19 protein-coding genes and 1 pseudogene are annotated in these 22,379 nt (G+C 35.6%); 7 read left to right on the plus strand and 13 right to left on the minus strand.

The features are described 5' to 3' along the window. Positions 1–538: 538 nt before the first annotated feature. The 5 genes and pseudogenes from F6K18_RS27125 to F6K18_RS27145 form a co-directional block, all read right to left on the minus strand. On the minus strand, positions 539–733 hold the full coding sequence (locus F6K18_RS27125; protein WP_287525422.1) for a hypothetical protein: 195 nt from the start codon (positions 731–733) through the stop codon (positions 539–541). 498 nt (positions 734–1,231) lie between these two features. Beyond that, positions 1,232–1,926, minus strand: a pseudogene (locus tag F6K18_RS27130) (IS1 family transposase). Between the two features lie 125 nt (positions 1,927–2,051). Continuing rightward, a complete protein-coding gene (locus tag F6K18_RS27135; protein WP_287525423.1) occupies positions 2,052–3,041 on the minus strand; it encodes a glycosyltransferase family 2 protein in 990 nt (329 codons plus the stop codon). 91 nt (positions 3,042–3,132) lie between these two features. Continuing rightward, entirely contained in the window at positions 3,133–3,423 is a 291-nt protein-coding gene (locus F6K18_RS27140; protein WP_287525425.1) for a hypothetical protein, read from the minus strand. Continuing rightward, positions 3,410–4,096, minus strand: coding sequence for a hypothetical protein (locus F6K18_RS27145; protein ID WP_287525427.1), 687 nt, complete (start codon positions 4,094–4,096; stop codon positions 3,410–3,412). Before F6K18_RS27145 ends, F6K18_RS27140 begins: the two co-directional genes overlap by 14 nt. A 226-nt stretch (positions 4,097–4,322) precedes the next feature. Between F6K18_RS27145 and F6K18_RS27150 the strand changes: the two genes are divergently transcribed. From F6K18_RS27150 to F6K18_RS27165, 4 genes are all read left to right on the plus strand, one after another. Continuing rightward, positions 4,323–5,531 (plus strand): glycosyltransferase family 4 protein, encoded by a 1,209-nt coding sequence (locus F6K18_RS27150; protein WP_287525429.1) that lies wholly within the window; start codon positions 4,323–4,325, stop codon positions 5,529–5,531. Then, positions 5,528–7,144, plus strand: a complete 1,617-nt coding sequence (locus tag F6K18_RS27155; protein ID WP_287525430.1) for a hypothetical protein — start codon at positions 5,528–5,530, stop codon at positions 7,142–7,144. Before F6K18_RS27150 ends, F6K18_RS27155 begins: the two co-directional genes overlap by 4 nt. A gap of 287 nt (positions 7,145–7,431) precedes the next feature. Next, positions 7,432–7,983, plus strand: a complete 552-nt coding sequence (locus tag F6K18_RS27160; protein ID WP_287525432.1) for an ISAs1 family transposase — start codon at positions 7,432–7,434, stop codon at positions 7,981–7,983. Between the two features lie 135 nt (positions 7,984–8,118). Further along, a complete protein-coding gene (locus F6K18_RS27165) occupies positions 8,119–8,514 on the plus strand; it encodes an ISAs1 family transposase (RefSeq protein WP_287280526.1) in 396 nt (131 codons plus the stop codon). Between the two features lie 59 nt (positions 8,515–8,573). Here the strand turns inward: F6K18_RS27165 and F6K18_RS27170 are convergent, their stop codons facing one another. The 3 genes from F6K18_RS27170 to F6K18_RS27180 all read right to left on the minus strand — a co-directional run bounded on the left by F6K18_RS27170 (position 8,574) and on the right by F6K18_RS27180 (position 11,578). After that, a complete protein-coding gene (locus tag F6K18_RS27170; RefSeq protein WP_287525434.1) occupies positions 8,574–8,798 on the minus strand; it encodes a hypothetical protein in 225 nt (74 codons plus the stop codon). Positions 8,799–9,568: 770 nt separating this feature from the next. Beyond that, positions 9,569–11,152, minus strand: coding sequence for a pentapeptide repeat-containing protein (locus tag F6K18_RS27175; protein ID WP_287525436.1), 1,584 nt, complete (start codon positions 11,150–11,152; stop codon positions 9,569–9,571). A gap of 135 nt (positions 11,153–11,287) precedes the next feature. Beyond that, positions 11,288–11,578, minus strand: coding sequence for a hypothetical protein (locus F6K18_RS27180; RefSeq protein ID WP_287525438.1), 291 nt, complete (start codon positions 11,576–11,578; stop codon positions 11,288–11,290). A gap of 227 nt (positions 11,579–11,805) precedes the next feature. On the opposite strand from F6K18_RS27180, the gene F6K18_RS27185 reads away from it, so the two are divergent. Continuing rightward, positions 11,806–12,585, plus strand: coding sequence for an ion transporter (locus tag F6K18_RS27185; RefSeq protein WP_353735191.1), 780 nt, complete (start codon positions 11,806–11,808; stop codon positions 12,583–12,585). A gap of 915 nt (positions 12,586–13,500) precedes the next feature. Here F6K18_RS27185 and F6K18_RS27190 read toward each other — a convergent pair. From F6K18_RS27190 to hetZ, 4 genes are all read right to left on the minus strand, one after another. Continuing rightward, positions 13,501–13,719, minus strand: a complete 219-nt coding sequence (locus F6K18_RS27190; RefSeq protein WP_287525441.1) for a hypothetical protein — start codon at positions 13,717–13,719, stop codon at positions 13,501–13,503. A gap of 33 nt (positions 13,720–13,752) precedes the next feature. Continuing rightward, positions 13,753–16,143: a DUF3488 and DUF4129 domain-containing transglutaminase family protein gene (locus F6K18_RS27195; protein WP_287525442.1), complete on the minus strand. Its 2,391-nt coding sequence runs from the start codon at positions 16,141–16,143 to the stop codon at positions 13,753–13,755. Positions 16,144–16,454: 311 nt separating this feature from the next. Beyond that, on the minus strand, positions 16,455–17,501 hold the full coding sequence (locus F6K18_RS27200; protein WP_287525443.1) for a hypothetical protein: 1,047 nt from the start codon (positions 17,499–17,501) through the stop codon (positions 16,455–16,457). Continuing rightward, positions 17,494–18,660 (minus strand): heterocyst differentiation protein HetZ, encoded by a 1,167-nt coding sequence (gene hetZ / locus F6K18_RS27205; RefSeq protein ID WP_287525483.1) that lies wholly within the window; start codon positions 18,658–18,660, stop codon positions 17,494–17,496. The genes F6K18_RS27200 and hetZ overlap by 8 nt, the downstream gene beginning before the upstream one ends. A 96-nt stretch (positions 18,661–18,756) precedes the next feature. Between hetZ and F6K18_RS27210 the strand changes: the two genes are divergently transcribed. Beyond that, positions 18,757–19,236, plus strand: coding sequence for a hypothetical protein (locus F6K18_RS27210; RefSeq protein ID WP_287525444.1), 480 nt, complete (start codon positions 18,757–18,759; stop codon positions 19,234–19,236). Positions 19,237–19,786: 550 nt separating this feature from the next. Here F6K18_RS27210 and sds read toward each other — a convergent pair. After that, positions 19,787–20,758, minus strand: coding sequence for a solanesyl diphosphate synthase (gene sds / locus F6K18_RS27215; RefSeq protein ID WP_287525446.1), 972 nt, complete (start codon positions 20,756–20,758; stop codon positions 19,787–19,789). Positions 20,759–21,926: 1,168 nt separating this feature from the next. Here sds and F6K18_RS27220 point away from each other — a divergent pair. Continuing rightward, positions 21,927–22,085, plus strand: a complete 159-nt coding sequence (locus tag F6K18_RS27220) for a hypothetical protein (RefSeq protein WP_287525447.1) — start codon at positions 21,927–21,929, stop codon at positions 22,083–22,085. Positions 22,086–22,379 lie beyond the last annotated feature (294 nt).

Consider the following 22,379-nt stretch of genomic DNA (forward strand, 5'->3'; position numbering starts at 1 on the left):
AGACTAAATCCTGAGAAATATGTGCAAATAATTAAGACTATTTGTGGCCTGGGCGCGATGACGAATAGGTACATTTATTTTGTAGTATTAAACCAACCTTGATAGAGATATCAATTCAATAATTGATCTGACTATTATTGAGCTAGTTTTGAATAGTAAGTATCTATAAAACTGAGTTGACCGTGAAAATTAACTTCTATTAGCATTTGCGTTGGCGGAGCAAGTGCGGCAGCTATAACGCTTCCTCAAAGATAGTTATAGTAAGTGTTCGACTATTTCCGGAGATGTCTATTGATTTTTTGACCCTTTCTTCGTTGATTACTTTTGATTTGAGGTCGAGTATTTTTTTCTGCCCAATCAGAAAATATACTGGGACGGTCATATACAGCAAATTCATCAAAAAATACTATTTTTTGCCTATTTTCTAACGATTCCAGTTTTGTTTAAAGTATCTACAAATTCTCTTTGCTGATCTTTATCTGCATTTTCATTATCTCTATGTGCCTTCTGATGTGATCAATGAAGCTCTGCTAAAATTTCATACATATATTCTGCTATTTTTTAATTCTACTCCCCATTTTTTTTGAATCACACTACAGATGATTTTTCCTGTGCAAATATTTCTATCTACCCCATGAACTCTTGGTTGTGAGGGCAACAGCATTTCCTTCACTTGTTGTTTTTGTTCTTCCCTCAGTCTAAACTTGATTTTGTGTTTTATTGATACAGTCAATCCCAATAGTCCATTTTCAATATATTTATCTATCCATGTTGTTAATGTTTGATCAGTACAACCTCATAATTCTGCTACCTCTTTTCTGCTTCTTCCTTCATACAAATATTGAATCCCTAATCATCTTGCTATGATGTACTGCTTTTGGTTTTTGTAGTATAGTTTAGGCCATAACTCTCCATCTAGTTGGCGATAACCTAACTGCAAAGTTTTGTTTTTCATAGATTTCTGTGCAGATCATCTTTGTGTTATCAGTGTAGCATATTTGTCTGGGTTTTTAGGTAATCTTCTAGGGGGAAGGGAGTAGTTCAATCTCCCCTACTCCCCTACTCCCCACCCCCAAATATATGATAAGTATTCAACCGGATTTGATATAACAGGACTTGGGCAAAAAAATGGCCTGTATCATTGCCAAGCCAATATTGAGTAATCATCATCTTGTAGGAAAATTGATCGAGTGGCGATCGCTAAAAAGGCGTTGGTAAATTCAAAGATAAATCAGGCAGGAACAGTTACATCTCCAAACTTGAGATAATGAATTAAAAGTCTTATGGAATGCTTCAGCATCCCTACAGAGAAAGGAGTAGCACAATGTTTTCTGGTGCAGTCGAGCGGGGGTAGTGCCGTAAACTAGTATTTTCTCCTTCCACCCTCCTCATTTAGGTCTTACTGATAATTTGGTCTTGCTCAGGAATAAAGACTTTATAAACAGGATTCCCATCACTGACCCAGAAATAGCATTGCCAACAAGCGTTAGCAATCGCTTGCCAGAGCCAAATAAAAGTTTCAGCACTACGGTTTCTGATGACCCAACCGAGAATCCCTGGCCGAAAATGGTCTACCACTGTCCAAATCCAAACTTGATTTTTTTTTTGAGACAAAAGTTTGTAACTCATCCAATTCTCCAACTTCTGGGATTACTTCTGAGTCATAAATATCAGGTAAAAGTTTTCCTACCTGTCTGACCCAATTAATAATTGTGCCATGGGCAACCCCAGTAACTCAGCTAATCCCCTGGAACCCCATACCATTGACATAAATTTCTCTTCATAAAGCTTTGGTATCCAGGCTATATCCAGGTTTGTTATAGACTTCTATAAACTGGCGACCACATCTAACAATAGATAATTTTGCTTGTCTCCTCGATGACCATTTTTGCGGATATGTTTACTAGCACACTCTGGGCATTGCATAGGCTAACTTTAGCTCCAGCACTATCTACATATTCCATTTTGCCCTACCCATCCTATGAGTAGATTACTCAGTTCATCTTTCCATTTACCAACGCCACTAAAAAATTCTACCAGTTATTTCCAACTTAAGTAGTTGCTTTTCTAACTCGGTCTGCATAGTCTTGAGGACGAAATTTCCTAAAACTTTGCAAAGCAAATTGTCGTAAATTTAGGGGTAGGTAAGATAATACTAAAGCAAATCTAGTCTTGAACGAAGTTCCTAGTATTTGGCTTGATTCTTGTAATAATTTTCTCCCTTTAACACTTTCACCCTTTTCAATTAATCTAATTCCTAGATTCTGTTTCGTATCTGCTAACTTAAATAAACGTGATTTTTCCAACTTCTGATCATCAAATTTATAACTATTAATACAGAAAGTTTTAGCAGATAAAAAGTGAATATCTTGTTTTAAACTGGTTTGACGGTTATGAAAACGATATTCCATGAGATATTCTGGAATAAAATATCCAACTTTTCCGATTACTGCTAATCTGACCAGCAAATCAAAGTCTTCACATCCATCTGCTTCAGGCCGCATATAATCAACTTCTTGTAGGCAAGAACGACGAAACAAAGTTGAACCCACCTGCAAACTTTGGTATTGAAATGTTTCTTTAAGTAAGTTAGGGATAATTCCTTGCTCCAACTTATCCTTTCCCCACTTAGCTGCATTTTCTCTCGTGGCAACTTCTTCCCGTTCACTTTTTTCATTAATAACCCAATGACTTGTACAGACAAAATCTACATTTTGCATCTCATCTAATACTGCCACAGTTTTCTCTAAAAATTCTGGAGTCAAGGCATCATCATCATCAAATTTGATAAAATAATCTCCTGTAGCAGCATCAAAACCAGAACGCATATTTTTACTACGTCCAATATTTTGAGGATGCTGAATATAGTGAATTCTAGAGTCATTCCACTGACTAACTACTTCAGCAGTATTATCTTTTGAGCCATCATCAGTTATGATTAATTCAAAATCATCATAAGTTTGGTTCAAAACACTATTTACTGCATAAGGAAGCAAATTAGCTCGGTTATAAGTGGGAATACAAACGCTAACTTTTGTCATAATAAATTATATATTTGATGAAATAATTTTAATAGATAATTAACCTGGTCTTGAATGATAACTAATGGTAATTTTTTTGGCTGATTGTTACTTAATTCATTAAAGATTCTGTGCCGGGAATATGACCAAATATTCGCTCTGAATATTCAAATATTTCCCGATTAAAAAACTTCTTGTATTGAGGATTATCGACTACTTTTCGCCATCGGTTTAAGACATCCATTGATGTTGCTTTGCCATCAAATTCTTTTCCTTCAAATGAACTACCTCCACCAAAACTCGTTACCATATCAATTCCTGCATCAGAAAATTCCATTTGGAGTTTATCCGCAATATTTCGCCGATATTCAACATCAGCAAACCATTGATTATAAATTGACACAAACTTTGTTGTGCTTGAGATAATTTGTTTCTCCTAAATATTCTTTTGCATAATCTAGCCACAAATCAATCATGGTTTTATTCGGAGAATTTACTGATAAAAAATATGCCACCTTAGAAGATATCTTTAGTCTACTTGCAAGCAGATTAAAAGGGTCTCTAATAATAAGTAGATCGTACCTAGTAGCACTTTTTCCTAAGTATATATCGTGGTTACGTTCAAATTTATCATTTGCTATCTGCTCCAGGGGAAAATCTTCATAGCTGTAAATCAAACAATCTCTTTTAATAAAATTTCCTTTAGCTTGTTGGCGGTTATGTTCTATTGCCCATTTATGTTCTGGAAATTTATCTCGTAGATTTTCATACTTGTACCGATAGGGGTTTTGATTAGCTAATACATTATTAATAAATCCTACATCACCATTCTGTTGACTTTTCACCCAGTTAATAATGGCATGATTCCCACTGCGTTTCATACCTGCCACTCGAATTTCCTTTTGATTAACTATTTCTGAAAGTTTGTGTTGTTGGGTAATAATTCTGATAACATCTTCCAGATTATGTGCTAAAAAACGCTTACCTTTCTTCAAGGCTAGATTTGGTTTTTTTAATGCTTTAACTATATTTGACTTTTCCACCATAAAATCTATTTGTAAAATTAAAATATTCAAAATCTAACTAAAATTAATAATATAGTAATTCCCAAAAAGTGGCAGGTACAAAATTCCTTGGTTTTAGGGAGTAGGGAGTAGGGAGTAGTAATTCTCGTTCCGTAGGAATCGATAAAGAAGAAAAACAACTGTACCTCATTAGCTTGGGAAACGCTATATAATATTGCCATTAAATATAATAAATTACCTGTATATAAAGAAAAATCTAGGGGAACTTACAAACTTTATGCAAATCTTAATGCTTTCCTCCACCTTTCCTTATCCTCCCAGTCGAGGTGGTACGCAAGTTAGAACTTTTAATCTACTCAAATATTTGAGTCAAAAACATTCTGTTACTTTATTAACACAACTGTCTCCAGATGTCAATGATTCAGAAATAGATTCATTGCGATCTTATGTAGAAGAGTTGGCCGTATTTCCGCGCCCCCAAGAACCAACAAAAGGAACATTAGTAAAACTAAGACGTTTTAGTAATTTTCTGATTGAAGGTACTCCACCAAGTGTTCTTTCAATATATTCGCCAACAATGCAAAATTGGGTGGATGAGTTTGTGGCAGCAGGTAAATGTGAGGCCATTACTTGTGAACATTGTGTGAATGAAATTTATATTCGCCCTCAATGGCAACAACAACTAAAAACTCTAGTTAATGTCCATAGTTCGGTTTATGGTACTTGTAAGCAACAGTTAGAAACTGGTACAGCAGAAAAACCATTGCGAGATAGATTGAATCTTCCCTTACTGCTTCGTTATGAAAAACGCTACTGTTCAAAATTTTCCTGTATAGTCGCAACAACTGAGGAAGATGGGAAACAACTGCAAGAGTTTAACCCCAATAGTCAAATATCAGTTATTCCGAATGGAGTAGATTTTACTCAGTTTCCCTATCGAAGTAAGGACCCAGGGGGACATCAATTAATTTTTGTGGGAGCTATGGATAATTTTCCTAATATTGATGCGGTTCGCTTTCTGACTTTGGAAATATTACCAGAAGTACAAAAACGTTATCCTGATACAACTTTAGCTCTGGTAGGGGCAAGACCAGTACCAGAAGTGCAGGAACTTTCAACTCGCCCAGGAGTAAAAGTTACAGGTCGCGTACCTTCAATGGCAGAATATTTACATCAAGCGACTGTTTGTGTGATTCCGATGCGTACTGGTTTTGGAATTAAAAATAAAACTTTAGAAGCAATGGCAGCAGGTACGCCTGTTGTGGCCAGTGACCGTGGTTTAGAAGGTCTAGCAGTTGATGGTGCAAATACACCACTAAAAGCATTAAGAGCAAATCAAGTAGCAGAGTATGTAGAGGCCATTAGTCGCTTATTTGAGGATGGGCAGTTGAGACAAACGTTGTCAGAAAATGGGCGATCGCTGATAGAAACGGAGTATACTTGGGAAGTTCAAGGTCAGCGCTATGAGCAGGTATTGCTAGGATGATGAAAAGGAAGATTCAAGGTTCCAAAGCCAGTTACAATCAAGCTAAGTTTCCCAAAGTTGCTAAAACAGCTCAGAAATCTTATTATCCTAGAAGTAAGAAAACTCTACAAATTAGCCGGATAACTTCTGTCCCTAAATCTAGGCATCAGAGGAAATTATCTAAATCTCAAAAGTTTTCTTTAAAATCCTTACCTTGGAAAAAATGGATTGTTGAATGGGCAGGGGTAAGTTTATTATTTGGTGGCTCTGGTTTGATGGCAATGGGGGCATGGATTAGTGTAAAGTTAATTTCCGATCCGAATGCTATAGTCTGGTTTAATCAATCATTACCACAGTGGACTCAATTTTATATATCCGGGAATAAATCTTTGCAAACTCTTGAACAAATTAAAGGTAGTATCAAAGAGGGAGGATTTAGTACTGGAGAAACTTTTTCTCTTCCTAGTACAACAGCAGATTCTGTTTTAGATGTATTAGTGCCAGTAATGAAGCAAATTGATTCAAGAGCTTCTTTGCCCTGTGAAACTCCTTGTCGGGAATTAGTAGAGTTGCGAGTCTATCAGTCAGTTTTATCTGTTAACCAAAGAGAAGGCAGTAAACCATATTTTCGATTAGTTAATACTTTACCACTCCAAGGTCCTGCTGAATCTTTTGTCATTTCATCTGTTATTGAGTCTGTCTCTGCTCCCCAAGGCTCAAATCAACCTTTACCTGTAACAACAGTACGTCGTTTTCAAGGCAAAGTTCCCACTGCTGGAGTTTGGTTTACTGTCAGTGGTCAAAGATTACAAAATAATAAGACTATTCCTTATGGACAAATTGTCAATTACAACCCCAAAAAAAATTACTTGAGTTCAATGTTGGAATGGAAAAGTGCTGCTGGTCAAGCTCCCATCTGGCAGGAAATGACTGGAGGAGGAGATCCAGAGTTGGTGGTTGAGCAAACTGTGGGATTAGATCCTGATTTTGATATTTATTGGATTCAACCACGAAAGTTTATACTTAATCCGATTGAGTTAGAGAAAATTTCTCTTGACGAAATTCCTATTGCAGATAGCTATTATAAAGATACCTTGAGATTAGCTCGTAATGGTTTATGGTCTGGTGCTTTTGCTTTAATTCAACCTTTGCGAAAGAATTTAATGGATGAATCTCAATGGCCTGAAAAAGCACAAGCTCAATTTGATTTAATTAAATTTCATGCCAAGATTACAGAAGCTCAGGCGATCGCTTCTTGGGCAAGTCCAAGTCAAAAAGTTTTGGCTGGTTTAATTGATGGTCGTTGGCAAGAAAGTCTAAGTGTGTTTGAAAATAATTTGAGCAGCACTTATGAGATTGGTAAATTACTGCAAAATGATACTGGTCGTCTGCGCAACCGAGTTGATGCTGCTTTAAGGGTAAATCAAGCTGAAACTAATGCTATTGCTTGGGGTGCTTTAATTGTGGCAAGTCAAAAGGGGCGAAGAAGGGCAATGTCCTGGTTAAATAGGCAACCTCAGACTAGCAAGGAGGCAAAGGAAAAGATTGGGAAGTTATTGGATCAACTAGATGCTGCTTTTGCTAAGAAGGAGACTATACAACAGCAGAGAATTCAGCGAGGAGGGTTGTTATGAAGTCAGAAGTCATTTCAGTTATCAGTTATTAGTTATCAGTTATCAGTACCTCATGGAATAGGGAGGCTACGAAAATACTGAAGTTGATTTTCTCTTGGTCGATTGGATATGGCGCAGGTTTCTGAGCCATCCCACCCTACGGGAAGCTGCGCTAACGACCGCTTTTTCATCCCCTTTCCAAGGCAGGGCTAATTCATTGTCACGCTTAGAAAAATATTGAGGAGTACAATGATTGGTGTCAAGTATTGAGTGAAGCCAAATATTCTCTATTTAGGGCTTAGATAGAAATGAACTTGTTACAAATCTTGGCCCTGTTACCAGATTTTCGAGCTGCCAGAGGGAGACGTTATCCATTATGGTTAGTATTACTGTTAGTAATTATGGGTACAATGAGCGGTTGTTTCTCCTATTGTGCCCTAGAAGATTTTCCTCGTCGTCATCACCTGGCCTTACACCAACAACTAGAGCTATCACCTTTGAGTTTTCCTTCTGATTCTACATTTCGGCGAATGATGACCAGAATTGATTTTGCTCAGTTGGCTCAAGTATTCAATCAATGGGCTAAACAGCAAATCACAATTCAAGAGGCCGAATGGTTAGCAGTAGATGGTAAGAGTATTAGGTCTACTGTGAGTGATTGTAATAGTTCTTACCAAAACTTTGTCAATGTTGTTTCTGTGTTCAGTAATTGTCAAGGAGTACCTGTACCTGTAGAGCAATTTCACAATCAAGAAAGTAGTGAAATTGCTGTTGTCCAAAGCATATTGACTAGCTTAAACCTCAAAGGAGTGGTTTTTACTTGTGATGCCTTACATGGTCAAAAAAAACAGTCAAGTTAATCATTGACAGTGACAATCATTACAAGGGTAGCACTCAAAGGTAATCAAAAAAAATTGTACCAACAGGTACAACTAACGACTAAACAAACACAACCAAGTAGTATTGATATATCATAAGACAAATGCAGAAATCCTTTGGTTTGTAGAACAGTATCTGTGTTTAATCATCTGTTGGGAATTAGCTCTGAGTGGGAGGGAATTAAGTCTTTGATTAAAGTAGAGCGTCAGGGTAAACGAGCAGGTGTTGATTATGATCAAACAGCTTACTACATTAGTAGTCTAGAGTTGAGTGCTGCAGAATTTGCAGTAGGAATTCAGGGACATTGGGGAATTGAGAATCGACTACATTGGGTTAAAGATGTAGTGTTTGGAGAGGACAAGAGTCTAATTCGGCACTCTCAAGCTGCAGCTAATTTTTCTGTGATTCGTCAGTTGGCGATCGCTATCTGTCGCCTTCATGGCTATTCTTCCCTCACTACTGCTATTCGTACCATTGCTCACGATTTGGAGCAGATTTTTCTGCTGTTGTAAATCCAGAACTGAAGTCGCCCTCGAATTGAAATGGGTTCAGACAAGACCCTTGCTCTGAGCTAGTTTTCCATTTCAATCGTTCTGGTGTTTGCGATCGCTACTTTCATGCAACAAAGCCGTTTAAGAGTGATAATTTCGGGAAAAAACCATGAAATACTTGAGAATATGGCCAAACTTGTACTCCTCCTGGTTGTTTGCGATCGCGACTGACTCCGTAACAATTTTTTCTGTTTAAGAGTGATCATTTCGGGAAAAAACCATGAAATACTTGAGAATATGGCCAAACTTGTACTCCTCAATATTTTTCTCTGGCGACAATGAATTAGCCCTGCCCTTAAAAGGGGAAGCTATTTACCTTACTTTTTGGTCAGGAGTCAGGAGAAGAGAAAAAAGTATATAGATACATTTTTGGTAGTAGTGTATTGTAATTATTTTGGTTATGGAGCATGAGAGTGGGAGCATCTTGCTCCCTTAAAGGTGTTGAGCATTTCCATCTATCTGAAGTCTAAAGTTAAACTTGCAGTACGGAATAAATTTGTCCATTTGAGAGGAGCGAGAATGTCCTAATAATAATGGCGACTGCTGTAATATTTCTATCAGGACTTAAGCAAAAGCACTACATATAGTAGATAAAAACTATAGCACTATGGTATATGTAGTGTTTTTGTTGGAAAAATGCGTAAGTTCTGTCTATAATATTTCTAATATCAAGTCCGCTCGGGTTCGGTATAAAAAAATTTTCCAACTGATGCGCCATTGCCACATCTTTCTTTATCTACCCATCTCTTCAAACTTCCCACCCTCTTTATCTAATTACACGGGGTTGCACATTATGGAATGATGCTGCCAAAAATTGGCTCGGACCTTGACTAAAAAAACCATTAACTAATCATTTTAGTAATTCCCCAATTCCAAATTCAGGCATCCAAAATCTAGAATCATTCGTCACTGTGCAACGCCAATTACACTGATGTACCGGATTTGATACATTACTATGAAGGGCGACCAAACTTTTTAGTTGGGTTTCCTCTGTCAACCCAACCTACTATTTATATTATTCGTGGGTTGAACCGTCTGGCATTATTGCGCCTTTTAGGTTAGCTTTTTCCAATAATTCTCCACCTAGTTTAGCATCAGTTAAATTTGCACCAGATAAATCAGTAGAATATGTTATAACTGCTCGTAAGTCTGCTGAAATTAAGTTAGCTCCTCTGAGTTTTGCACTATTAAGATTTGCATTACGAAGGTCAGCTTTTGTTAACTCTGTTGCATTTAGTTTAGCTTCTCGCAAATTTGCATCTCTTAAACTTGCTCCACTCAAATTTGCATATCTTAAATCAGTTTTATCTAATATTGCTCCGTCTAGATTTGCTTCTCTTAAATCTGCTCCACTCAAATTGACTCCCCTTAAATCAGTGCCTGATAAATTTACTCCTCTTAATGAAACATTAGGAGCAAGAAAATAAACACCCAATTTAGTATAATTAAACCCTTCAGGAAAAACAGTTGCTTCGCTACAAAGTGCTTGGTTAATTTTTACCATTTGTACGTTTGCTCCTTTAAGGTTTGCGTTTAACAAATTAGCTTTACTTAAATCAGTTTGACCCAAATTTACATTCGTAAAATCTGTATTCCTTAAAAATAAGCCACTAAAATTTGCTTTTGTGAGATTTGCACCACTGAAGTTGCTTTTGTTTGGTGTTTTAGCTTGGCTAAAATTAATTCCACTCAAGTTAGATTTAGTAAAATTTACCAAACATAAATAAGTTTGACTAAGATTCACATTTCTAAACTTTACCTGTTCTAGATTTGTAGAAACCATTCTTGCTTTACTTAAATCAGTATTAATCAACTTAGCTTGACTGAGATTCGCTGAACTTAAATCAGCTTCACAGAGGTTAGTATTAATCAACTTAGCTTCACTTAGGTTTGCCGAATTTAACTTACTTTTAGATAAGTCAGTACCTCGAAATTTTGCACCTGTTAAATTAACTGATTGAAAACTTGCTCCACTCAAATTTGCACCATTAAAATTAGCATTACTCAAATTTAATTTTGAATCATCAAAAGACTTCCCACTCAAATCAACACCAGACAAATTAATCCCAGTAAAATCTCGTTCTCCCTCACTATATCTACGCAAAAATTCCTCAGCACTAACCACAGGTTCTTGACTTTCTTCTTCCTCCTCATCTTCATCTACCATCATCGAAATATCCTGAAATTCCATTTCATTCTCATCAATAACTCCAGGCAAATATCCCTCTTCTTCTTCCTCCTCATCTTTATTTACCACCATCGAAATCTTCTGAAATTCCATTTCACTTTCATCAATAACTCCAGGCAAATATTCCACCTCATCCAAACTTTTCACACTTGCTGCAAATCTGCGATTAATTTCTGCTTCCTCCAAAACTTCAGCATTATCAAAACGGTTAATTAATCCTTGAATAATTTTTATATCTGTCGTCCGAATACCCACTTCTCGTTCCAGACTTTCCTCGCCCGAAGCTAAAAAATTATGACTCCCCACAAAAGCAAACTTCTCATCACACACCAGAAAATTTTCGTGAGTTCCTAACAACTTCAACCGAAATAGACCAGGATAACTTTCTTCTAATTCTTGTAAATCTACCAAAGCATTATATTTTCAACCTTTGCCAATATTCGAGCGATCGCCTAAATATCCCCAACCAATATCTATCTGAAATTTGTGGTTTAAAAAATCCTTGAATTTCTTCAGTAAATGTCGATCAATACTATTACAGTTTAACTAAGGAAAAACAATAATTAATCGTGCTTGAACTGTTTCTAATGCTTCGATTAATACACCATAAATATCAGTACGGTCAAATACTAATTGATTTTGATCTTCTTCAGTATTTTGCCAATTATCCGGAGATTTATCTTGAGTTTCCGTCGTCGATTTTATGGGATTCTTTAAAGCTAATAATTCATCTAAATGTAGAGTTAAAGCAACAAAATTTTCCTGTAAATTTTCGATATCTTGTGCTTCCGGTCGATGATTAAAATTTTCTATTTGCTCGTCTAAAGTATGTTTCAACTTAACAACATATTTTTTGAGAGTAACTTGTTATTTTTCCAGTTGTGAAACCTTGGCAACTAGAGCAGATAAATTTGATTCTAGGTCAGACATAATTAACTTGTAGAGACATTGGCAGATTCATTGTAAAACATTATAATGACAATTTAGTTTGATAGTTACTGCTCTCAAGCAGAAGATGAGAAATTATGTTACTTGAACTCACAAAAAAAAATCTAGCATTTTATTTGGAAGATATTGAAACTCCTATCGGTAAAGCTATTAACTTTATTCTGCTATTTTTGATTTTATTTTCTTCAGCTATTTTTGTTGCCGAGACTTATCCAATTCCAGAGAATATTTTTATTATACTAGAACTAATCAATGATGCTATTTTAGTGTTTTTTGCCGTTGAATATTTACTTAGATTTTGGTGTGCAGATCAAAAAATCAAGTTTGTTTTTAGTTTTTTTTCTATTATTGATTTACTAGCAATTTTACCTATTTTTCCAGGTTTTTTAGAACTGAGTTTTATTAGAATTATCAGATGGTTCCGAATTCTAAAATTAATTCGATTCCTCAAATTCAAAATTTATATTTTTCGGATTAGTACAGAAGATGGAGTGATTTTTGCCAGAATATTATTTACTTTATTTACAATTATTTTTATCTTTTCTGGCTTAATTTATCAAGTAGAGCACCGCGTAAATCCTGAATCATTTAAGAATTTTTTAGATGCTGTATATTTTTCAGTTGTTACAATGACAACTGTTGGATTTGGCGATCTAATTCCTATTTCAGAAAGTGGTCGTTTATTAACCGTTTTAATGATATTAACAGGTATTAGTTTAATTCCTTCTCAACTGGGGGATTTAATTAAACAACTGATAAAAACAACTAAAAATATAGAAAAATCATGCAGTGGTTGTGGTTTTTCTATCCACGATATAGATGCCAAATTCTGTAAAATATGTGGTACAGAGTTAGGCATTTTTAAAATTAATAATGTCAGTGAAAAAAAGCAATAGAATCGATACAATAATATTACAAATGTTAGATATAACCATTGCCAAGAAGCATGAGGTACAAAATTCGTTTGTTTTAGGGAGTAAGGAGTAGGGAGTAGGGAGTAGGGATTAGTAATTTGGGGAAACAGGGGATAGGGGTGCGAACCCTCGGGGTACGACAGACGCACCTGGTAGCACACTCCTGTGAGAAAAGAAGAAAAACAACTGTATCTCAATAATTTGAGAATCCCGATATCACACTATTAAGCGGATATGATTTAACCTATTTAATATCACTAATAATACCATTTATCCAAGAATAAACTATATATAGTAGATAAAAACTATAGCACTATGGCATATATAGTGTTTTTCTCGAAAAAAATCCCTAACTCCTGTGCCTAAAATCATAGTAGGGAACAGCTCATCTGTAGGAAAAATATTTTCCCTGATTTGATTGATCATCAGGATCACTCTTAAGCAGCTCATTGCTTTCCCTACTCGATCAGGACTTACGTTAAAGAAGTACATATAGTAGATAAAACTATAGCACTATGGCATATATAGTGTTTTTCTCGAAAAAATCCCTAACTCCTGTGCCTAAAATCATAGTAGAGAAAAGCTCATTCCTTTCCCTACTCCATCAGGACTTATGGTCAGGAACTACATATAGTAGATAAAAACTATAGCACTATGGCATATATAGTGTTTTTCTCGAAAAAATCCCTAACTCCTGTCCCTACAGCGCTTTTCAAATTGATGAACCACATCTTCACAAGCAAAACCTTGTAAGGACCTTCCATGGAACGTCCCTACTGTGGTCTACCCAAATGAAAACCACTGTAAAGTAATAGTAGGGAACAGCTCATCTGTAGGAAAAACATTTTCCCTGATTTGGTCGATCATCAACATAATTCCTAACCAGCTCATTCCTTCCTATATACATGAGCGATCGTAGTTTTTTCGGCGTTGGTCATTTGAAGTATGATGTCTTGTCCGGATAAGAGCGCAAACAAAAAACTTTCTCCCTCTACTATTCTTTCTTCTTCTTTCTTTCCTCCTGACTCCTAACTTCTGACTCCTGACTCCTGACTCCTGACTCCTGACTCCTAAATAATTAAGATTAATATCATACACGCGCTTCACCAACGCCATTTTTTCGTATTAAATCATCTTCTTCTGATTACCTTAATTTAACCTACGCCTAATACTTCGCTTTAAACTTCGGAGTAAATTTTTTAATCTAGTTAAATTAACTTCCTTACGACCATAACGCCATCCCACATAAGCTTGAGAAATTTCTTCAATTATTTCTACTTCATTTATAGAATTATATTCCTTAATAGCTTGAGTATATTCAAAAGGTGTCTGAAAACGATGTTTAACTAATCCCTTACTCGCCATCAAACTCAACATTTGTTGATATATACTCTCCACTGGAGATAACTTAGCTAACCACCGACCGTAACGCCATCCTCGCCAAAATATATACAATAACCAACCCAAGAAAGCCAAAGAAGTAGCTAAAATTAAACCAGTAAATATGCCTTGCCAACCTTGAGAAAAGAGAGCAAAAAACCAACTAATAATTCCCAATACCCAACCGAATATTCCATCAATAAATCTCTCTAAAAAACCAGTTACAGGAGAAGGTAACCAACCAGCTACCCACTTCCAAAAAGTCATTAATGCACTAAAAGTTTCATTTTTTTCAATAGAAGGAGGAGTTAAAGGCATTCCCGGAATAGGATTAAAAGCAAACCATCCATACCCAGGAAAATATACCTCTGTCATCATATAAGCATCTGTATTTTTAACCACATATAAACCAGTAAAAGGATTAAATTCTCCTGGAGAATAACCCGCTACTAATCTTGCCGGGATGCCAATAGAACGTAACATTATTGTCAATACAGTAGAAAAATGGTCGCCATAACCGCCGATAATTTTTTCCCCTTCCGGGCTATTTTGATAACCAAATAAAAATGCTGATACTAAATCTTCACCTTCAACAAAAAATGGAGGTTCTTTTTGCAGTTTATAATTAGGATTTTGTTTGAGATATTGGGATAAATAAAGTGCCTTTTCATAAGGTGAAGTAATGGGATTACTTGATTGAGCAACTTTATTTTTGTTCGCTAATATCTCCTCTGTTTTTTGTCTTACCTTTTCGGCAATTTCTGGAGGAATTTGTAGATAATATTTGCTAATACTTTCTGGATAATTTGTACCTACCTGATTTAAAATAGTACGGTCTCGATAAGGAACATCAGAAATGACTGTATATGTTAAACCTTCCCGAAGTTCAAGAGGAGAACGCAAATTACCATCAGGGTCAATTGCTATTTTTTCAGTGGGGAAATATACTTCTCTTGCTTGATATAAAGCCGGAATTAAATTCGGCAACTGAGAAACAATTGTGTAGCTTTGAATTACTTCTCTAGTTTCATTTTCAAACCTATTCCTCGGCCAATTAACATAAAATTGGTAAGACCAACGAGGGCGATTTAAAGTAAAGGATTTATCGTTCCGAGAAATTTCCCAACCTTCGCCTGTATATTTATCAAAGGCTAATACTCGCCAAAAACCTTCAGCTTGTGACCTCACCCGCATGACAATTTGAGGAATTAATTGTCCGCGTAAATTTTGATTGATTTTAGTATTAAATCCATAATAATAAGTATTATCTAAAGTTCCTGGACCTGATTCTTGATTAGTTCCACTTCCTCCACCAGAATCATCTCCATCCCCTCTGCCTTGACTAATATAACCAGGGTTTGTAATAGTTCGCCCATCAAAATTTTCTACATCAAAATTAATTGGGGCACTAACAGGAAAAGTTCGTACTTGATAACCAGGTAATCTAGGTAAAAGAGCAAAAATTCCTAAACCTAATCCAATAATTACTAATAATAATATTGTTAATCGCTTGGGGGATAAAGTAGCATTTAATAAAGATATTTTCTGCTGTTTTTTCTTAACTTCTGATGTTTTACCTAAGATTCTCGATTGTAAACCTAACCTAGACCTATAATCTAAAATCAAGCAAGGAATAGCGATCGCTATAAACAACAGCAACACTGGGCCATAAGTTAAAGTTTGACTGATAGTACCTGCGACCCCTAACAAAATTAGCCCGATAGTCATCGAATAACCCAAGTCTTTCCGTCTAGGCAAGTCAAAGCTATGTAAGACCTGAAGTTGAATCAAGAATTCCCCCAATACCAGTCGCGTATCACTCAACTCAGTAACTAACCTACCCAAAAAATCAGCTAACGCCAATAACATTCCGATCGCCAAACAAAATTTAGCTGGTATGTTTCGTTTGTAGCGGTTATACCAACTCCAAATTGCCCCTATAATACTTAATGGAGCGGCCCAAATAGTTAAAGGAAGTTCGTCTGTTGCTACCCCGGCGGCTACATCAACGGCAATAATGCCTACTATGACTAACGCCTGTACCATGACTCGCAATAGAATAGAATCTTCAGGAACAGGTTTAGGTGCTGCTTCTATCTGTCGCCACAGAAGTCCTAATATAGGAAGGTTTCGCACTTCCCAACCAAAAAAATTAGACATAAATTTTGGTAGATGCTTTTCAATAATTAATAATTAATAATTAATAATTATTAATTATTGCCTCTTCTTTCAAAGGAGAGGATTGAGGAACAGGGAAAATTTTTCTTTATTATCTTCTTAAAAGGGGAAGCTTTAAACCACAAATTTTCGTTCATAAATATTGAAAAACTTTGAAAGCATAGGCACGTCATCAAGTCAAAAGTCAAAAGTCAAAAGTCAAAAGTAATGACCTACAAGAAAATTTAGAAGTCAAAAGTCAGAAGTTATATTAATGGAACTTAAAACCTCTACTCTACAGTCTAAACTATTCCCTATTCCCTGTTCCCTATTCCCTCTTGAAGGCGAACAACAAACTTTAAAGATTGCTCCCAGTTGAGGAACTTAATAATTAACTGATATGTTTGATCTGGTTGTGGGTCCAATAACTCCACACATAGAGTACCCGCATCTAAACGTTGGGCAGTCGCTTCAACTCCTCTTCCTTGAAGTTGGAAACTTGCAGCTTCAGGTAGTTGACCTTTAACCTTTAAACACGCAGAAGAAGGATCTTCAGGAATATAATATTCAGCTTCGATGGTAAGACACCCTAGAGCGGTTTGCCATTCTCTTTTTGTTACCGACTGATTTAAATGACAAGTCAAACTTAAAGATGAGATAATTTCTTGGGCAGCGAGCAAAGACAACAACATCTGTTGTTTTTGAGTTGCAGTGTTATAAGCAGTAATATGATTGGAAATCAATTCTCCATCGCGGGTTCCACCTACAAGCACTAAACCAGCTAGGTCATTTAAAGATTTAGATTGGTTTGGGAACAAACTATCCACTGCTCTAACCAATTTACTGCCGGGGAGTAAATCAGATGGTACTAAATCCTGACAAGATTGTAAAAGTTGAGCAAAGACAGTCTCCGTTAAGGGTATATTTAACTTGCCCCACTTAATATTGTTCATCTGTGATGCCCACAAATTAATATGGGAAAACCAGTTATTTACCTCTACGTCTGGATATTCAGCATCGTAGTTTACCAGATTATTTTCCCAAGGAAATCGTGGGGGTTTAGCTTCAATCTTGGCTTTAAGTCGTTTTTGTAATACAGTCTCGAAACGATTATACACGGTTGGTACTTCTCCGGGTGTAAGTGGCTGACTTTCGTGGTCGTAGGGGTAGTCAATTTCTTCAGAATCAAGTGGGTCTAAATCTTCCCACTCTAATTCTTCCACCCTGAATTCTTCCTTTCCATTCTCAATCTTGTTTTGATTTTGCCCTACATTTGATACTTCCTGAGAATTTGGCCCTAATAACCAGTCAAAGAAATTATCCTCGAAAGTTTCCACCTGTTTATTCGTTTCGTTATTCATCAGTTGATGCACTCGCTCCGGAATTTGAATGATTTCGTAATTCCCAGGCAAGTTCGAGTAACTTGTGCCACTTCTTCTTCACCTGGTTTACTTTACGACCTAAAGTCTTCGCGATCGCCTCGTCAGAAAGACCTTTATGCTTCAAATCTAGCAAACTTTTCTGTTCTGCGTCAATTTGGTCATGTAGAGCTGTCCATTCTGTGGGGGTTAAGCCTAAATTATGCTCTAAGTCTGCTTCTAACCATTGATGAACTAATTCCCACCTATGTCCCATGGCAAATTTGAGCAAATGATACTTAAAGCGCTGCTGCAAATAATCCCTTTGTCTGGGAGTCAGGCCTAAGATAGATTCTATTTCCCCAGTTGATAAGTCTTCTAAACGCAGTGCAAAGTAGTCTGCACAGTCTTGCTGCCCACGTTCTTTCAGATAGGCCATAAGTTCTTCTATTACCACCTGGCGCAGAGAACCTATATCATCATCTGTATCCTGTCGTGCGGCCATTGCTTCTCGCACTTGTTGCATAGACCCATCATTCCATGTCTTATCTGAGTCAGTAGTTGTTCCCTCCGCTGCTTGGTCAAGATCTACAGATGTTTCCTTTGGTTGTTGATGGGAAAATGTTTGAGCACGCAGAATGATTAATTGTTGACTACGACCACCAGACAAAGGTATGCGTCTTTTGCCATAACGCTCTGTAAAGGCCATATACTCTGCTAGTTCTAATAATGTATGGGGAGTGTACATTATTGGCAGCTCAGTTTCTCGTCTAAAAGCATTTAAAGCTTCCAGATAAAATTGTTGTAAAAAGTCTTCGATTAGATTTAATCTTGCCTGATAACTTGATTGTATTTGAGGAGGAGTGATATACCTATAAACAATTGCACTTAGACTACTATGTAAATGTATTCTTCCTTCTCTAGAACCAAGCTTGTAGTAATGTAGGCATTGTCTCAGACGATGTTGAGCTAGGTTCTTTGCCCATTTACTTATTTCCCCCGAAGCTTGAATTCTTTTGCTTTCTATGCAAATTCTTTCTACTTCTTGTTTAATACGCTCTGCTACTGATTGGCAATTTTGCCTTGATGCACGAGTAGATTGCTGAAATTCATCTAGCAAGAGCTTTAAATTTTCTTCGCTAACTTGGCAGATTTCCACCATCATTGCATTAATAAATTAACCACTAATAATTTTTTTCTATTCATTACACATACACCCTGATTTCATACAATTTCTGAAAAGACTAAATAATAAATTATGGACTTAGATCAACAAATCCAAACACTCATTAAAAATTCACCTCAAAATGGCAATACAGCAGAAGTTGTTGAAGCAATTACACCTGCCTTGAAACTTTTAGCTCAACAATTACAACATTTAGAGTACTATATTTTGCAAACTGACACGCAAAATTGGGTTTTGACTACCCTTGGTCATCGTAATAAATCTGAATTAGAAAAACGTGTTATTTACGCTTTTCCTACTCAAAAAGATGCTTCATCTTCTATTGTAGAGGATAATGTCGTTACTAAACCTGTTCCAGTTGTTTACATACTTTTCCAAATGATCGCAATTGAACCTTTAGATAGCCTTGTATTTTTTGAACATCCTGGGAATTTAACAACAGCTACAGAAGTTAAAAGAGAGGATGTCCAAAAGCTGATAAATATATATCTAAAACAGTATCAGGCATCCTCTAATTCCAACTCTAGCAAAATTCCTCCGGATATTGCTTAAAATAGCAATCAGCACCTCAGCACCTCAGCCATCAGCAACTCAATTGCCGAACACTATAAGGAAAAGCTAATAGCTAATTAAAAAGCACCTCCTGAAAAAATGCTCACAAATAGACACCTAATTCTATGCACAAATTTTTAGGCTAATAGCTGATAGCTGATAGTTAGTTAAGGCATTGAAATACCCTCAAAGCTTGTCTGATATTAATTAATAGTTCAACCATCTCAAGTAAATAGAGAAAATAGAATTTAACCGAATAATTAATAATTAATAATTAATAACTCAGCTTTATTAACCTCCCCTTTCAAAGCCTTTCAAAGGGAAAAAATTTATTTTTTTCCTTAAGCGTCAATCCTCTTCCTAAAAGGGAGAAGCAATTATCCATTATCCATTATCCATTAATGAAATAGCAAAGTTAAACTCATCTGAAGACAGATTAGATTGCTTTCAAAAGATTAATAGAACTGCATTAATTAATCACCAATGTTTAAGTTTTATCCTACTCCTAGTATTAATTAACTCTTACTAACTTATTGGAAAATACTAAAAGTTAATACAGCCGACTTAAAACATAGTCAGTAAGATTAATCAAAGCCTCACGAGAATCACAATCTGGTAAAGACTTTAAATGTTCAACACCCATTTTTGCGTATTTAGTAGCTAATTCCTGAGATTTTTCAATACCGTGGCTATCTTTAATCAATTGAATTGCCTCCTCTAGATCCCCATCTTGGGCTAATTCTCTTTCGATTAGTTTTTCTAAAGTTGGCTTTTCTGCTAAGGCATATAACGTAGGTGCTGTCAAGTGGCCACTTTTCAGGTCTGAACAAGCAGGTTTTCCTAGAGATTCTGTTGCACTGGTAAAATCTAGTATGTCATCTACTATCTGAAATGCTAAACCTACATATCTGCCATAGTAGTACATATCCTGAGCTAGTTCTGGCGAGGCACCACTAAGAGTAGCTGCGGCTTTAGAACTATTAGCAATTAGAGAAGCTGTTTTATAGTAGCTCTTTTCTAAGTAAGCATCTATTGATAAATCAGTATCAAATTTATGTAGTCCTTGCTGAATTTCTCCTTCGGCAAGGTCCATAATTACTTCTGAAAGTAGTTTAACTACTTCTAGATTATCTAGATTGGCCAAATACCAAGATGATTGAGCAAAGAGAAAATCTCCGGCCAGTACTGCAACACGATTGGTAAATAAGCTATGAACAGTGGGGACACCTCGGCGAATTTCTGATTCGTCTACTACATCGTCGTGAACTAAGCTAGCAGTGTGGATCATTTCTGTGATTTCTGCTAAACGACGATGTTTAGGACTAATTTCTTGATTTGGCATGGTAGTCCGTGAAATTAAAAAGACTATAGCTGGTCTCACTCGCTTTCCTTGAACGCGGAATAGATGTTCTGCTGCAGCGTACAGGATTGGGTGACGAGCACCTACTAATTGTTTTAAGTTATCTGTTAGCAGTTTTAGGTCTGCTTCTACTGGTGAAAATAGGAGAGTTGAAGTGGTCATGGATTAGCCAATAAAGCTACAAGTTAACAAAATTTTACATATTATATTCTTATTCTAAGTCAACCATCCTTAAATATAGGTAAAGTTGATTTTTTTAAAATTGTTTTTTGTTTTTTTGATAAATTAAGTCGGTTTCTACAGTAGATTGTATCTAATTGTTAAGTAACTCTCAAAATACTATATACAAATAGTACTGACTGTGTTAGTTTAATAGTAACAACTTTAATAATTCAAGTATTCAAAATTGTTAACTATAATAGGTTAATCGTGAGTAATCCTGTAAGGAACTAGACTTATTATAGATTTATCTCTCAATTTACCTAATTATCAAGATTGGCTAGGAATAGTAGAGAATAATTTTTCACTATTAAAGGTTGACTCAATCTAATATAACTATTTAGAGTAAAAAGAGATAATAGTTACATTTTGAATTAAAAAAGTAAATAGACCAAAAATTCCTCAATAGTTAAAAGTTACCTATTGGTGAAGAGAATAGTCAAAAACTTCTGAGCTGGAATACATATAATTTAGTCATCATCATATTTGATCCAAATTAACCTGAAAGTTTTTACCATGCAGGTTATATCAATTAAGCTATCAGGTACTCTATCTAACTAATTAATGATAATTGAAGATAACTTAATAGCTGCATAGTTTGTCTGAGATATATTTAACAATGACTGAAGTGCATAAATTGAGTTAACTTAAGGTTATAAAAATCTATGTGTTATTAGTTACTAAAACATAGCTCCAGGCTAAAATTTTAGATAGATAGATGATTTAATTAAGTAATATAATTGCGATCAATTGATAGTATTCCAGCTTACCAATTGTACTCAGTAATTATCAACAACTTCAAATCTGAATAACCTCTTCTCTAAAAGTACATCAAGGTAACTTAAAAAAAAGTTCAAATATATGAACTGAAAAATCAAAATATCTGCTGCTTTGCATTACTATTTAATGCTACAACCTTATGAATACAAAGAGTTCAAGACTTTGTCTATAAATTTATTTTGCTCTGAAAATAAATTAAATGATAATTGTTTTTCTTAGTCTTGATTTCAATTAATTACTAAGTAAAGAATACTCAGTTAATCTTTGAATTCCTTAGCTTTTGAGCTAGGAAATACTTACATCTAAATACTCCTCGCCATCTCATAAAACCATGGACTACAATCACATTCCTATAATTATTCCCATTCTAGCAACTGGTTATGTATTGACTGTATATTTACTATTAACATTAGCCCAAAGAGGTGCAAAAATCACAAAAAATAAATCTTGGCAACAAGGTATTGCTAACTCAAGAACTAATTTGCATTAATAAAAAAAAATAAAAAACAGCAGATAATACTATAGTTATATATAAACTATCAATTATCTACTATTAAGATTAATTTGAGTACTAAACATTATAGTAGTCGAAGAAAAGTTAGGAAAGATAAAAACCTTAAAACTCAGACAACGCAAGATTTTTTCTTTTTGCTTCTTGCTTCTGCTACCAAATAACTATTGACATCCTCCCGACGTTGCTCTACGAGACAACGCGGGATTCCTATCTATTCAAACAACCGAAGTTGCTCAAACTCAAGGCGGATTGACACATCATTGCTGTTTG

It is taken from the genome of Okeania sp. SIO2C2 (assembly GCF_010692625.1).
Lineage (GTDB): Bacteria > Cyanobacteriota > Cyanobacteriia > Cyanobacteriales > Microcoleaceae > Okeania > Okeania hirsuta.